Source organism: Corallococcus exercitus, from assembly GCF_003611585.1.
Taxonomy (GTDB): Bacteria; Myxococcota; Myxococcia; order Myxococcales; family Myxococcaceae; genus Corallococcus; species Corallococcus exercitus.
The window spans coordinates 21,466-34,313 of sequence record NZ_RAVW01000043.1 but is presented as its reverse complement, the minus strand read 5'-3'; the positions used below and the strand labels follow the sequence as shown (position 1 = coordinate 34,313).

Below are 12,848 nucleotides of genomic sequence, written 5' to 3'. Positions count from 1 at the left end.
CGCCCATGCTTCGCCCATCCAACCAGACGGGTCTGACATGGCTGCGACGGCCCATGGTCCTGAGCACTGCCGGGACAGCGCGGCCCCTGGCCGCATGCGCTGCGAACTGGTCCGACAGTCGGACCAGTTGGGCGAAGGCGCTTCCGGCAGGCGCCTCCGCCCATTGATTGGCTCGGCGTGCCGTCCGTTCCGTCCCCTATAGCGGACCGGCGCTGTACTCCGTGCGGGCGAGTCTTCGCGGACGACTGCGGGCCGCAGGATGGTGTCCCGCGGGCGGCCCTCCTCGCTAGGAAGGCGTCGCGCGCATGGCGAGCATGGGGCGGTACACGGCCCGGTAGGACCAGGCCAGGAAGAGCTCCGCCGCCAGGAGGATCACCGCCAGGCCCAGGCCCGCCGGCGCGAGGAGGGCGTGCGTCAGGAAGATGTTCACGATGACCGGCGCGATGATGGCCAGCGCCAGCGGGACGAAGCGGTTGGCCAGCAGCAGCGCCCCCGCCACCGTCTCCGTGCCCTTCACCAGCCAGAACAGGAAGCCCGTCGCCTTCATCGCGATGCCGAAGGCCACCGCCGGATCCGCCGGGTTCAGGTCCTTGGGCGTGGGAATGAACTCCAGGAACCCATTCAGGCCGAAGACGAAGAACACCAGCCCCATGAACACGCGGGCCGCCGTCGGCAGGTAGCGGGCGAACGACTTCTTCTTCGGGGTGGCCTCCACCCCGGGGGTGGAGGAGGAAAGCGTGGCGTCCATGGCGTGCTCCGTTCAGGTGGAAAGCGCGGGGCTTCTACTCCCACGTCGAACCAGGGGCTCACCAATCGACACGCCCCCGCTTTTTATCGGTGCGGCAGCCCGCCTACATGGGCGTACGCCCGGGAGCGCAACCGGAGGACCTGGTAGGTGGCGCCGCAGAGGAACAGGCCCAGCCACGTCGCCAGGGCCGCCTGCACCAGCGGGGACTGGGGGCTGTCAGCCAGGGGCTTGGTCGCGGGCAGGCGGGTCAGCGTCTCGTTGATGCCGGGCACCATCAGCACCATGAAGCTGGCGGAGTACGTGAGGGTCCGCACGTACTCCGTGGCGCGGCCGAACACGCCCAGGCCCGGGGCCGCCGCGCCCACCGCCATGAGCAACAGCGCCAGCAGGCCCAGGCCGTGGCCGGGGTTGAAACCGCCCGTGCTCGACAGGCCGAACGACGTCACCACCGACGCGACCATGCTGGCGACGTAGGCCTTTCCGACGCGCGTCCCCGGGTCGATGCGCCCGTCGCGCACGAAGGCCCAGACGCCGAAGACGATGGGAGGCACGCTGACGAGCGTGTGGAGGATGCCCAGGGTGGACAGGGGGTTCGCCATGAAAGGACTCCGGATGAGAGGGTTTGGAATTCAGGCCAGCAGGTATTCGCGGATCATCACGCGGGCGCGGTGCAGGCGGCTCTTCACCGCCGCCGGGTCCAGGGACAGGCGCTCGGCCATCTCGCGGATGGACAGCGCTTCGAAGTCGCGCAGCACGACGACCTCCAGGTACTGCGGCGGCAGCGACTCCAGCGCGGATGCCATGTCCAGCCGCAGCGTGTCCGGCGTGTGGGCGGACATCCATTGGTCCACGAGCGCTTCCTCGTAGGGGTCCTGCTTCAGCACCGTGCGGGCCAGCCGGCGGCACTCGCGCTGGACGATCTTGAACATCCACCCGGAGAACGACGCCAGCTTGCGCACAGCGGTCAGGTGGCGGGACATCACCAGCAGGGTCTCCTGGACCGCGTCGTCCACGTCGCTGATGAGGCAGCGCTTCTGCGCATAGCGCCGGAGGCTGGGCTGGTGCACCTGGAGCAGGTGCACCATCGCGTCGCGGTCACCGGCATGGGCCGCGAGCAGCAACGCGTCGGGGGTGGGGGTCGTATCCATTCGCAGGATAAGAGGCGGCCACGGGCCGAATGGATTCGCGGCCCTGCTGATTTTTCTCCGTTCGCGCCCAACCTCCGGGAACGACTGGGGTTTCACCGCCAGAGGTTCGTGCGCGCCAGCTCCAGCACCTCGGTGGTGCGGCCGTTGAGCAGGGCCTTGATGCCGAACAGGGTGAAGCCCGCGGCCATGGACGCGGTGATGCGCGGTGGCATCACCAGCTCCGCCTTGCTGACCACGGCGTCCACCAGCACGGGCCCGGGCGTCGCGAGCGCCTGCTGGACGGCTTCGTCCACCTGCCCCGGGTCCTCCACGCGCAGGCCCTTCATGCCCAGCGCTTCCGCCAGCTTTGCGAAGTTCGTGGGGTGCATCGCGGTGCCCACGCTGAGCATGCCGCCCACCTGCTGCTCCATGGCCACGAAGCCCAGCGAGCTGTTGTTGAACACGACGATCTTGATGGGCAGCGACAGCTGCACCAGGGTGAGGACGTCCCCCATCAGCATCGTGAAGCCGCCGTCGCCGGAGAAGGAGACGACCTGCCGGTCTGGGAAGGCCTTCTGCGCGCCAATCGCCTGCGCGAGCGCGCTCGCCATGGAGCCGTGATTGAAGGAGCCCACCAACCGCCGGCGGCCCTTCATGGTCGCGTAGCGCGCGGCCCACACCGTGGGCAGGCCCACGTCGCAGGTGAAGATGGCGTCGTCGGACGCCTGGAGGTCGAACGCGCGGGCCACCTGCGGCGGGTGGATGGGCTTGCGGCCCACGGTGCCCTGCCCCAGCGCGTCCAATTCCTCGCGCGTCTTGCGGTAGTGCTCGAGCGCGCGCTCCAGGTGCTTCGCGTCGCGATGGGCCTCCAGCTTCGGCAGGAGCGCCTGGAGCGTCGGGGCCACGCTGCCCACCACGCCCAGGTCCACGCGCGTGCGCTTGCCGATGTTCTCCGGGCGCACGTCCACCTGGATGACGCGCGTGTCCTCGCGGTCCGGGTAGAACTGCCGGTAGGGGAAGTCCGTGCCCAGCATCACCAGCACGTCGCAGTCGATCATCGCCCAGTACCCGGACGCGTAGCCGATGAGCCCCGTGAGCCCCACGAAGTGGGGGTTGTCCTTCTCCACGAACTCCTTGCCCCGGAGGGCGGAGACGACAGGCGCCTGGAGCCGCTTCGCCAGCTCCACCACCTGAGGCCCCGCGTCCTCGCAGCCCGCGCCGCACAGGAGCGTCACGCGGCCCCCGGCGTTGAGCAGCGCGGCCATCTGCTCCAGCGACGCGGCGGGGGGCATCACCTGGGGGGCGGACAGCCGCAGGGACTCCGCCGTGGGCGGCCGGGCCTCCTCTTCCTTCTGCTGCGCGACGTCGCCGGGAATCACCACCACGGACACGCCGCGCTTGCCCAGGGCATTGCGCACGGCGATCTCCGCGGTGCGCTGCATCTGGTTGGGGGCGGAGATGAGCTCGCAGTAGTGGCTGCACTCGCGGAAGAGGTTCTCCGGGTGGGTCTCCTGGAAGTAGCCGGTGCCCAGCTCCACGGAGGGAATCTGCGCCGCGATGGCCAGCACCGGCGCCCGGCTGCGGTGGCAGTCATAGAGGCCGTTGATGAGGTGGGTGTTGCCGGGGCCACAGCTGCCCGCGCACACCGCGAGCTGCCCGGTGAGGTGGGCCTCCGCGCCGGCCGCGAAGGCGGCGGCCTCCTCGCTGCGCATGGGGACCCATTCGATGTCGCCGCGCTTGCGCAGCGCCTCGGTGATGGCGTTGAGGCTGTCGCCCACCACCCCGTAGATGCGCTTCACCCCCGCGAGCGCGAGGACCTCCACGAACTGATCCGCCGCCGTCCGCTTCATCATCCACCCCTGGCCCCGGGCGTCTTCACCCGGGGCGAAGATGTGCACCGTCCCATCGCCCTGCGACCGGCCGTGCGGCCGGGCCCCGCGTCAGGCTGGCTGCCCGGGGCGGGAGGGACGGCCGGGCCGCCACCATTCGCCGCGCTCCGCGCACCGTTCGCCGCGCCGTTCGCGTCACTGGCGGCATGGCCCCCGAGGGCAGGCCCCGGCCGCGACATCCTGGGCCCATGCGAAGACCCTTGCCGCTGTCCGCTGTCGCCGTGCTGCTGTTGTTGGCCCTGCCCGCCTCCGCCGCGGAAGACCCCGGCCGTGCCCACGTCCGCGCCGCCGCCGAGGCCATGGGCGGCGAGGCCCGGCTCCGCGCGCTCACCGGCCTGCGCATCCGGGGCGTGGGCCACTGGAACCTGCTGGAGCAGTCCGAGCGCCCCACGCCGCCCTTCCTCGTCATGTACGAGCAGTTCGACGAGGTGCGCGACCTGCGCCGGGGCCGCCTGCGTCAGCAGTCCGAAGGGCGCGGGATGGTGATGGACGAGTGGAGGCGCCTGACGATGCTGCTGGCCGACGGCGTGGCGGCGGCGGAGGTCGATGGGAAGTGGCGGCCCATGGGCGGCGCGCAGCTCCAGGACCTGCAGGAGCGGCTGGCCTTCGCGCCGGAGCACGTGCTGCTCGCGGCCCTGGACGCGAAGGACCTGCGCGCGCAGGCGGACACCGTGTTGCAGGAGGTGCCCCACCATGTCGTCGCCTTCCACCTGGACCGCGCGAGCGTGCGCCTGTTCCTCAACGCCCGCACGGGTCTGCCCACGGCGGTGGAGACGGTGGACGCGCATCCGGAAGACGCTTTCTGGAGCGTCTGGGGTGACGTGCGCACCGTGCTGTCCTTCCAGGCGTGGTCCCTGGAGTCCGGCGGCCTGCGCTACCCGCGCCACTGGGAGTGGGCGCGCAACGGTCAGCCCCACCACTCCGTCACGGTGACGGCGGTGACGGTGGATCCGCCGCTCGCGGACGCGGACTTCGCGGTGGCGGACGACGTGAAGCAGGGCTTCGAGGCACGTCGCGCGAAGAAGCTGGACGACACGCCCGCGCTCCGTCCGGACGCGCCGCCCGTGGAGCTGGCGCCGGGCGTGGTGCAGCTGCCGGGCGCGTGGAACGTGGCGCTGGTGGCGCAGGACGACGGCGTGGTGGTGGTGGAGGGGCCGCTCGCCTCGGGCTACTCGGCGCGAGTGATGGAGGAGGCCGCGAAGCGCTTCCCGGGACTGAAGGTGAAGGCCGTGGTGTCCACCAGCGACGCCTGGCCGCACGTTGGCGGGCTGCGGGAGTACGTGGCGCGGGGCATCCCGGTGTACGTGCTGGACCTGAACCGCGCGCTGGTGGAGCGGCTGGTGGCGTCGCCGCGCACGCTGCTGCCGGATGCGCTCGCGAGGAAGCCGCGCGCCGCGAAGCTCCAGGTCGTGGACGGGCGGCGGGTGCTGGGCAGCGGGAAGAACCGGATGGAGCTCGTCCCGGTGCGGACGGAGACGGGGGAGCGGATGGCGTTCGCGTGGCTGCCGGAGCACCGGCTGCTCTACACGTCGGACCTGGTGCAGCCCCAGCCGGACGGCGCGTTCTTCAACGTGCAGCAGGTGGACGAGACGGTGGAGGTGGCCGCGCGCGAGAAGCTGCCAGTGGCCCGCGTGTTCGGCATGCACCTGAAGCCCACGGACTGGAGCGCGCTCACCACTGCCGTGGAGAAGGCCCGCGCGCGCTGAGACGCGCTATCGGGCCCGGCCCAGCCGCCGCTCCAGATGCTCGCGGCGGCTACGGCTCACGCGCAGGCGCTGGCCGCTTCGCAGCACCACCACCTGCTCCGTGGGCGAGGGCCGGTGTACTTCCTGGATGCACTCCACGTTGACGATGGCGGAGCGATGGATGCGCACGAAGCGCTCCGGATCCAACCGGGCCTCCAGCGCCGCCAGGCTCTCGCGCAGCACGTGGGCCTTGCCGTCCGCGTGCAGCGTGACGCAGTAGTCGTCCGCTTCGATCCACTCGATGTCCGCGACGGGGACGAGCACGGAGCGCAGGCCCACGCGCACCAGCAGCCGGTCCGCGGGAGGTTCGGCGGGCCTTGGCGCCGGGCCCGCGTCCGCGAGCAGATCCGCCAGCCGCCGTCCCAGCTCCGCGGCCTCGCCCGCGCGCAGCCGCTGTCGGGCCCGGGCCAGTGCCTCATCGAAGCGCGTGTCGTCGAAAGGCTTCACCAGGTAGTCCACCGCGTGCACGGTGAAGGCCTTCACCGCGAAGGTGTCGAACGCGGTGATGAAGATGACGGCGGGCATGTGCTCCGCGCCGACCTCGCGCAGCACACCGAAGCCATCCAGCTCCGGCATCTGCACGTCCAGCAGCACCAGTTGGGGCCGCTGGGCGCGGATGGCCTCCACCGCCTCCCGGCCGTCACGGCACTCGCCGCACACCACGGCATCCGGATGGCGCGCCAGGGCCTGACGCAATCCCTTACGGGCCAATGGCTCGTCATCCACCAGCAGCACCCGCAGCTCAGCCATGCGCCACCCTGGCGGTGTCCGGCATGGAGCGCCACGGCAGAAGGACCGTGGCCACGGTGCCCTGCCCTTCCGCGTTGGCGACGCGCAGTTGCCCCGCCTCGCCGTAGAGCTGTGACAGGCGCGCGCGCGTGTTCGACAGGCCAATTCCCTGGGCCGCCTCCAGGTCGAAGTCCCGAGGCAACCCAGGACCGTCGTCACTCACGGTCAATTCCAGAGCGTCACCGCACCGCCGCGCGCTGATGCGCAGCACCCCTGCCGCGGAGCGCATGCCGATGCCGTGACGGAGCGCGTTCTCCGCGAGCGGCTGGAGCACCAGGTGAGGCACTCGGGCCTCCAGCGCATCCGGCTCCACGGCCCACTCCACGCGCAGCCGGTCCGCGAAGCGCAGCTGCTGGAGCTCCAGGTAGCGTGACAGCACGGCCACCTCGTCGCGCAGCGGCACCTCCTGGGTGGCGCCCTGCTGGAGCAACTGGCGGAGCAGGTCGCTCAGCAGCACCAGCATGCGGGCGGCCTCCTCCGTCTCCCGCTCGCGAACCAGCACGACGATGGCGTTGAGCGTGTTGAACAGGAAGTGCGGCTGCAACTGCGTCTGGAGCGCGAGCAGCCGGGACTCGGCCAGCTGCACCGCGAGCGCCGCGGCCTGCCGCTCGCTGTCCCGCGCCCGCTGGGAGGCCCGGGTGGCGGAGGCCACCGCCAGCACCGTCGCGTAGGCCATGCCCATCATCGGCAGCCAGCCCCACCACGCACGCAGCCAGCGCGCGGCCCAGGCCGCGTCCCTCCCAGGCATGGGCATGAACCCGGCCGTCGTCGCCGCGTACACACCCGCGAAGAGGGCCCCCACACCCAGGCACGCCGCCAGGTGCACGAGCACCGAACGCGGACGCGGCGGGCTCAGGGGCTCACGCGCCGCGAGCCGGGTGAGCCATGGCGTCAGCGGCAACCACACGTACCAGGCGGGCACCTGCGCCGCGAGCACCCGCCACAGCGCGGGCGGCGCGGGCATGTCCCGGGTGAAGGTGTACGTCTCCAGCGCGGAGAAGAGCGCGGGCGCGGACCACGCGGCGGCCCGCTTCGCCCAGGCGCGCCACGTCTGTCCAGAGGTGTCTTCCACGAAGCCCAAGAGGGCCGCGAGTCTACCGGCGGACGCGGCGGACTTCACGGCCTCCGGAACGACTCAGGGAAAGCCGCTCAAGACAATCTTCCCCAGCGTGCGGCCCGTCTCCACCGCCGCGTGCGCGCGCCGCAGGTTCGCCGCGGTGAGCGGACCGAAATCCTGGGTCATGGTGGTGCGCAGCGTCCCCCCCTCCACCAGGTCCGCCACGGTGTCGAGCAGCCGCTGCTGGGAGAGCGGATCCGCGTCATAGAGGGCACGGGTGAACATCAGCTCCCAGTGCAGCGCCAGGCTCTTGCGCTTCATCGCGTTCACGTCGAGCGGCGTCTGCGGGTCGTCAATGACGCCCAGGTGCCCGAACGGCGCCATCAGCTCCACCAACTGCGCGAAGTGCTGCTCCGTCGCGGTGAGCGCCATCACGTAGCGCACGCCGCCGGGCACCAGCGCCTGCACCTGCGCCGCCAGCGGCTGGCGGTGGTCCACCACGTGGTGCGCGCCCAACGACTTGCACCACTCCACCGTCTCCGGCCGCGACGCGGTGGCGATGACCGTGAGGTCCGTCAGCTTGCTGGCGATTTGAATGGCCATGGACCCCACGCCGCCCGCGCCGCCCACCACGAGCAGCGCGTCCTTCGGGGTGCCCGTCTTCCGCTGGGGCACGCCCAGGCGCTCGAACAGCAGCTCCCACGCGGTGATGGCGGTGAGCGGCATCGCGGCCGCCTGCGCGAACGTCAGCCCCCTGGGCTTGCGGCCGACGATGCGCGCGTCCACGACGTGCAGCTCGGAGTCCGTGCCGGGCTTCGCGATGGAGCCCGCGTAGAAGACGTCGTCCCCAGGGCGGAAGCGCTTCACGTCCCGACCCACGGCCTCCACCACCCCCGCCGCGTCCCAGCCGAGCACGCGCGGTGAGGCCTCCACCTTGTCCTTGGGCGCGCGCACCTTCACGTCCACGGGGTTCACTGACACGGCGCGCACGCGCACCAGCAGGTCGCCGGGGCCGGGCGTGGGGTCGGGCAGCTCCACGTCGACGAAGGCTTCGGGGTGGTCACTGGGGAGATACTTCGTGAGGGCGACAGCTCGCATGGGGGGCTCCTTTGCGTGCAACATCGGCCCGAAGGTTGAATCCGACAAGTACGCAGGATTTCCGCCCATACGTACAAAAAGGGAACCATGGCCCGGCACAAGACCTACGACTGCTCCTCTGGCTGTCCGGTGTCCGCGACGCTGGATGTGATTGGAGGCAAGTGGAAGGGGCTCATCCTCTACCACCTGCTCGAAGGCACGCTGCGCTTCGGGGAGCTGCGCAAGCGCATCCCGGACGTCACACAGCGGATGCTGACGCAGCACCTGCGCGAGCTGGAAGAGAGCGGGCTCGTGCACCGGCAGGTGTACGCGGAGGTCCCTCCGCGCGTCGAATACAGCCTCACGCCGCAAGGCCAGACGCTGCGCGGCGTGATTGCCGCGCTCAAGTCCTGGGGAGAGACGTACCTGGGCCGGAAGGCTCCGGAGCAGGCGGCCTCGAAGCGCCGGCTCGCCGCCGTCGCGGGACGCTGAAGGAAGCGCCCGCCGCCGTCACTCCCGCAGGAGGAGCGTGAACTTCGGGTTCGAGGCGGTGTTCGCGGGAGGCCCCTCCCAGCGGATGGCGTCGCCCCGGCACTCGTAGGACGTCCAGCACTCGAAGCGCACGCCGCCCTCGCCGCACGCCACGTTGGTGACGGCGTCGGCTTCCAGCCGCGCGGCCTCGCCCTTCAGCATCTCCTGGAGGGCCGCGGGCGAGTAGTTGGTCCGGTAGATGCCACTGGTGCAGGTGGCCGCCTCGACCTCGCCCAGGAACTTGAACTTCCGCTGGGGCAGCTCCTCCGGCTTGACGATGGCGATGTTCGCCGCCCGCCGCCGCAGCTCCGGATCCCTCAGCGAATTCGACGTCGTGCAGCCCTGCCCCATCGCCAGGACCGCGACCCACAGCACTCCACGAAGATGAATGGACATATCCCCTCCGGAGCGCTGCTCTAGCGCAGTCCGGCAGGGAAAGACAAACGCGCTACCCCGCCGCGCGCACCAGGCGCAGCACCAGCACGAAGTGCAGCCCCGCGCCCACCAGCGTCATGGCGTGGAACACCTCGTGGTAGCCGAAGACGCCGGGCCGGGGGTTGGGCCGCTTGAAGGCATACGCGAGCGCGCCCAGCGTGTACGCCAACCCGCCACCAAGGATGAGCACGATGGCGGAGGTGCCCAGCGCGCGGAAGACGTCGCCGAAGTACGGCATCATCGTCCACCCCACGCCGATGGCCAGCGCCGCCGTCACCCACTTGGGCGCGCCCACCCAGAACATCGATTGCAGGATGCCCAGCAACGCGCCCGCGTAAAGCCAGGCCATCAGCGTGTTGCCCACCTCCGGCGGCAGCCCCAGCAGGATGACCGGCGTGTACGTCCCCGCGATGAGCAGGAAGATGGCCGCGTGGTCCGCCCGGCGCATCCACGCGCGGGCCTTCGGGGACCAGTTCACCCGGTGGTACGTCGCGCTGATGGTGAACAGCCCCACCAGGCTCAGCGCGTACAGCGAGGACGCCAGCACCGTGCGCGGCGTGGGCGCCATCGCCACCAGCACCACGCCTGCTCCCACCGCGAACGCCGCCGCCCACTGGTGCAGCACGCCCCGCAGCTTCGGCTTCTCCATTCCAGGCACCGCCGCGCTCACGCGCGCTCCATGGCGGACTCGACACCCTTCGAAACGAAGCATTTCATGACGGTGCCGGCTCCTCGCCGTACCTACGGGATGGTAGGTTTCGGTCCGGTAAGTTACCGACGGGTAGGTTCGAGGTCAACTTGAAGAAGAAGCAGCGGCTGACGGGCGCGGAGCGCCGGGTCCAGTTGATGGAGATTGGAAGGGCGGTCTTCGCCTCGAGGGGCTACGAGGCGACCTCCATCGAGGAGGTCGCCCAGCAGGCAGGCGTGTCCAAGCCCATCGTCTACGAGCACTTCGGCGCGAAGGAGGGGCTGTACGCGGCCATCGTGGACCGGGAGATGGACGACCTGGTGGCGCGCGTGTCGGCGAGCATCGCGCAGGGCACGCCCCGGCAGCGCTTCGAGGACGCGGTGCTGGCGTTCATGGCCTACGTGAAGGAGGAGCCGGCGGGCTTCGCGGTGCTCACGCGGGACTCGCCCACGGCGGCCGCGCGGCGCGGACTGACGCGCGTCATCGACGACCTGGCCCAGCGCGTGGGGGACGTCTTCCGCAGCGAGTTCGAGCTCGCCGGCTACCCGTCCAAGGTGGCGCCCATCTACGCCAACGCGCTGGTGGGCATGGTGACGCAGGTGGGCCACTGGTGGGCCGCGGAGGGCAAGTCCTTCTCCACGGAGAACGTGGCCCGCCACGTCGCGGCGCTCGGGTGGATGGGATTGCGGCACCTGCCCAAGGACCCCGTCCCTCCCGGCGCGAAGCGCGAAACCAGGCGACGAGGCTGAAGCAGCGTACGTGTCACCAGGACGTCGCGTGTGTGAGCAGGAGCGCTCCAGCCCCGGCCGTGGCCGTTTCACGAGTCCCCGAGTCTCCTGAATTACCCAGGAATTTTACTTTCTGGGTGAAATCACACCCCTTGGAAAGCGCCCCCTCGCGCGCGCCGGAGCTCCCTCATGCGCATCCGTCATTACGCCTCGCTCGCCTCCTTCCTGTTGCTTGGAGCCGCCTGCGGTCCGACCGACACCGTCGAAGAGTCCCCGAAGGCCGAGGCACAGCAGGACAGCGCGCTGGCGGCGAAGCCGGTGCGTGGCGACGGCCTGCGCCGGCTCCAGGCGGAGCGCCCCGGCTTCTTCAAGGGCGCGGGGGAGCTGACCTCGCGGCGCTTCCACGTGGATGCGCGGGGCCAGGCGCATGAGCGCCTCACGCAGACCTTCCAGGGCGTGCCTGTCTTTGGCGCGGCGGCCATCGTCCACCTGGGCGCGAACGGCGCGGTCGAGGGCGTGACGGACCGGCTGGTGCGCGACCTGAAGGTGGACACCACGCCCCGGCTCAAGGCGGACGAGGCCATCCAGCGCGCCGTCGCGGGTGTAGAGCAGGCGGGCGGCGTGCTCACCGGCGCGCCCCGGGCGGACCTGCAGATCCTCGCGGACCAGAAGGACACCCGCCTGACGTGGCGCGTGCAGCTGGCGACGGTGGACGTGGACGGCCTGCCCTCCATGCCCAACGTCTTCATCGACGCGCGGACGGGCGACACCGTCTGGGGCTTCGACAACCTGCAGACCAGCCGCAACCGCAAGACGTACACGGCGAAGAACCGCACGACGCTGCCGGGCACGCTGGTGCGCAGCGAGGGCCAGGGTCCGTCGGGCGACGCGCTGCTGGACCAGGCCCACGACAACGCGGGCTTCACGTATGACTTCTACTCCAACGTGTTCGGGCGGGACAGCTACGACGGGCTGGGCACGACGCTCACCTCCAGCGTCCACTACAGCAAGAACTACGTGAACGCGTTCTGGGACGGGACGCAGATGGTCTACGGCGACGGCGACGGCGTGCAGTCCAGCGCGCTCACGGTGCTGGACGTCGTCGGCCACGAGCTCACGCACGCCGTCACCGACACGTCCTCGGAGCTCATCTACGCCAACGAGTCCGGCGCGCTGAACGAGGCCATGTCCGACATCTTCGGCGCCTCCATCGAGGCGTACCGGGACGGCGCCGTCAGCGGCAATACCTGGAAGATTGGCGAGGAGTGCTGGACGCCGGGCACCGCGGGCGACGCGCTCCGCTACATGAACGACCCGGCCATCGCGGGGGACTACGACTACTACCCCACGCGCTACACCGGCACGTCCGACAGCGGCGGCGTGCACTGGAACTCCGGCATCGCGAACCTGGCGTTCCACCTGATGGTCAACGGCGGCACGCACCCGCGCGGCAAGACGAGCAACGTGGTGCCGGCGCTCGACTCCAACAGCTACGCCAGCATCCAGAAGGGCGCGGCCATCTTCTACCGCGCGAACACCGTCTACCTGACGCCGGGCGCCACCTTCTCCGACGCGCGCGGCGCCACCGCGCAGGCCGCCGCCGACCTGTACGGCTCCAGCGCCGCCACCTCCGTCAACGAGGCGTGGACCGCCGTGGGCGTGGCCGCTCCGCCGACCTGGACGACCATCGCGACGCTGACCAACGTCTCCGGCGCCCGCAACAGCAACACGAACCTCAGCTACGTGAAGCCGACCGGCGCCACCTCCATGCGCTTCCAGCTCGCGGGCGGCACGGGTGACGCGGACCTGTACGTGAAGTTCGGCAGCGCGCCCACGACCACCAGCTACGACTGCCGCTCCGCGGGCGCCACCAGCGACGAGTCCTGCACCATCAACGCCGCGCAGTCGGGCACGTACTACGTGCTCATCCGCGCCTACAGCGCGTTCTCCGGCTCCACCTTCACGGTGAGCTCCGGCCAGTAGGCAGGCCGTTCACGGGCCTCCAGCGCGGTCGCCTCGGCCCAGGCGACCCCG

General features: G+C 70.8%; 13 protein-coding genes. 4 read left to right on the top strand and 9 right to left on the bottom strand.

Annotation, left to right across the window (positions count from 1 at the left end; genetic code table 11):
- Window positions 1-286 precede the first annotated feature (286 nt).
- The 4 genes from D7W79_RS08465 to poxB form a co-directional block, all read right to left on the bottom strand.
- Window positions 287-748 (bottom strand): DoxX family membrane protein, encoded by a 462-nt coding sequence (locus D7W79_RS08465; protein WP_120524833.1) that lies wholly within the window; start codon window positions 746-748, stop codon window positions 287-289.
- Window positions 749-831: 83 nt separating this feature from the next.
- On the bottom strand, window positions 832-1,347 hold the full coding sequence (locus D7W79_RS08460) for a hypothetical protein (protein WP_120524832.1): 516 nt from the start codon (window positions 1,345-1,347) through the stop codon (window positions 832-834).
- Window positions 1,348-1,377: 30 nt separating this feature from the next.
- On the bottom strand, window positions 1,378-1,896 hold the full coding sequence (locus D7W79_RS08455; protein WP_120524831.1) for an RNA polymerase sigma factor: 519 nt from the start codon (window positions 1,894-1,896) through the stop codon (window positions 1,378-1,380).
- Between the two features lie 92 nt (window positions 1,897-1,988).
- A complete protein-coding gene (poxB, locus tag D7W79_RS08450; protein WP_244221651.1) occupies window positions 1,989-3,773 on the bottom strand; it encodes a ubiquinone-dependent pyruvate dehydrogenase in 1,785 nt (594 codons plus the stop codon).
- A 179-nt stretch (window positions 3,774-3,952) separates the two neighbouring features.
- Between poxB and D7W79_RS08445 the strand changes: the two genes are divergently transcribed.
- Window positions 3,953-5,470, top strand: coding sequence for an MBL fold metallo-hydrolase (locus D7W79_RS08445; protein ID WP_147441850.1), 1,518 nt, complete (start codon window positions 3,953-3,955; stop codon window positions 5,468-5,470).
- 6 nt (window positions 5,471-5,476) lie between these two features.
- On the opposite strand, the gene D7W79_RS08440 is transcribed toward D7W79_RS08445, so the two are convergent.
- From D7W79_RS08440 to D7W79_RS08430, 3 genes are all read right to left on the bottom strand, one after another.
- Window positions 5,477-6,259 (bottom strand): LytR/AlgR family response regulator transcription factor, encoded by a 783-nt coding sequence (locus D7W79_RS08440; protein WP_120524829.1) that lies wholly within the window; start codon window positions 6,257-6,259, stop codon window positions 5,477-5,479.
- The gene (locus D7W79_RS08435; protein ID WP_244221652.1) at window positions 6,252-7,370 is read right to left on the bottom strand and encodes a sensor histidine kinase; all 1,119 of its coding nucleotides are present in this window, start codon (window positions 7,368-7,370) and stop codon (window positions 6,252-6,254) included. Before D7W79_RS08435 ends, D7W79_RS08440 begins: the two co-directional genes overlap by 8 nt.
- Window positions 7,371-7,433: 63 nt before the next feature.
- On the bottom strand, window positions 7,434-8,453 hold the full coding sequence (locus D7W79_RS08430) for a zinc-binding alcohol dehydrogenase family protein (protein ID WP_120524827.1): 1,020 nt from the start codon (window positions 8,451-8,453) through the stop codon (window positions 7,434-7,436).
- An 87-nt stretch (window positions 8,454-8,540) separates the two neighbouring features.
- Between D7W79_RS08430 and D7W79_RS08425 the strand changes: the two genes are divergently transcribed.
- Window positions 8,541-8,924, top strand: coding sequence for a winged helix-turn-helix transcriptional regulator (locus D7W79_RS08425; protein ID WP_120524826.1), 384 nt, complete (start codon window positions 8,541-8,543; stop codon window positions 8,922-8,924).
- Window positions 8,925-8,942: 18 nt separating this feature from the next.
- Here D7W79_RS08425 and D7W79_RS08420 read toward each other — a convergent pair whose 3' ends face one another.
- On the bottom strand, window positions 8,943-9,359 hold the full coding sequence (locus D7W79_RS08420) for a hypothetical protein (RefSeq protein WP_147441848.1): 417 nt from the start codon (window positions 9,357-9,359) through the stop codon (window positions 8,943-8,945).
- Between the two features lie 52 nt (window positions 9,360-9,411).
- Window positions 9,412-10,068 (bottom strand): PAQR family membrane homeostasis protein TrhA, encoded by a 657-nt coding sequence (trhA, locus tag D7W79_RS08415; protein WP_336242303.1) that lies wholly within the window; start codon window positions 10,066-10,068, stop codon window positions 9,412-9,414.
- Window positions 10,069-10,196: 128 nt separating this feature from the next.
- Between trhA and D7W79_RS08410 the strand changes: the two genes are divergently transcribed.
- Both D7W79_RS08410 and D7W79_RS08405 read left to right on the top strand, forming a co-directional pair.
- Window positions 10,197-10,835 carry a TetR/AcrR family transcriptional regulator gene (locus tag D7W79_RS08410; RefSeq protein ID WP_244221650.1) on the top strand — a complete coding sequence of 213 codons (639 nt, stop codon included), beginning with the start codon at window positions 10,197-10,199 and terminating at the stop codon, window positions 10,833-10,835.
- Window positions 10,836-11,003: 168 nt separating this feature from the next.
- Window positions 11,004-12,797 carry a M4 family metallopeptidase gene (locus tag D7W79_RS08405; protein ID WP_120524823.1) on the top strand — a complete coding sequence of 598 codons (1,794 nt, stop codon included), beginning with the start codon at window positions 11,004-11,006 and terminating at the stop codon, window positions 12,795-12,797.
- Window positions 12,798-12,848: the final 51 nt, after the last annotated feature.

Coding starts and splice junctions, on each gene's coding strand:
- D7W79_RS08465 (WP_120524833.1), bottom strand. CDS start 748: ATGGACGCCACGCTTTCCTCCTCCACCCCCGGGGTGGAGGCCACCCCG.
- D7W79_RS08460 (WP_120524832.1), bottom strand. CDS start 1,347: ATGGCGAACCCCCTGTCCACCCTGGGCATCCTCCACACGCTCGTCAGC.
- D7W79_RS08455 (WP_120524831.1), bottom strand. CDS start 1,896: ATGGATACGACCCCCACCCCCGACGCGTTGCTGCTCGCGGCCCATGCC.
- D7W79_RS08445 (WP_147441850.1), top strand. CDS start 3,953: ATGCGAAGACCCTTGCCGCTGTCCGCTGTCGCCGTGCTGCTGTTGTTG.
- D7W79_RS08440 (WP_120524829.1), bottom strand. CDS start 6,259: ATGGCTGAGCTGCGGGTGCTGCTGGTGGATGACGAGCCATTGGCCCGT.
- D7W79_RS08430 (WP_120524827.1), bottom strand. CDS start 8,453: ATGCGAGCTGTCGCCCTCACGAAGTATCTCCCCAGTGACCACCCCGAA.
- D7W79_RS08425 (WP_120524826.1), top strand. CDS start 8,541: ATGGCCCGGCACAAGACCTACGACTGCTCCTCTGGCTGTCCGGTGTCC.
- D7W79_RS08420 (WP_147441848.1), bottom strand. CDS start 9,359: ATGTCCATTCATCTTCGTGGAGTGCTGTGGGTCGCGGTCCTGGCGATG.
- D7W79_RS08405 (WP_120524823.1), top strand. CDS start 11,004: ATGCGCATCCGTCATTACGCCTCGCTCGCCTCCTTCCTGTTGCTTGGA.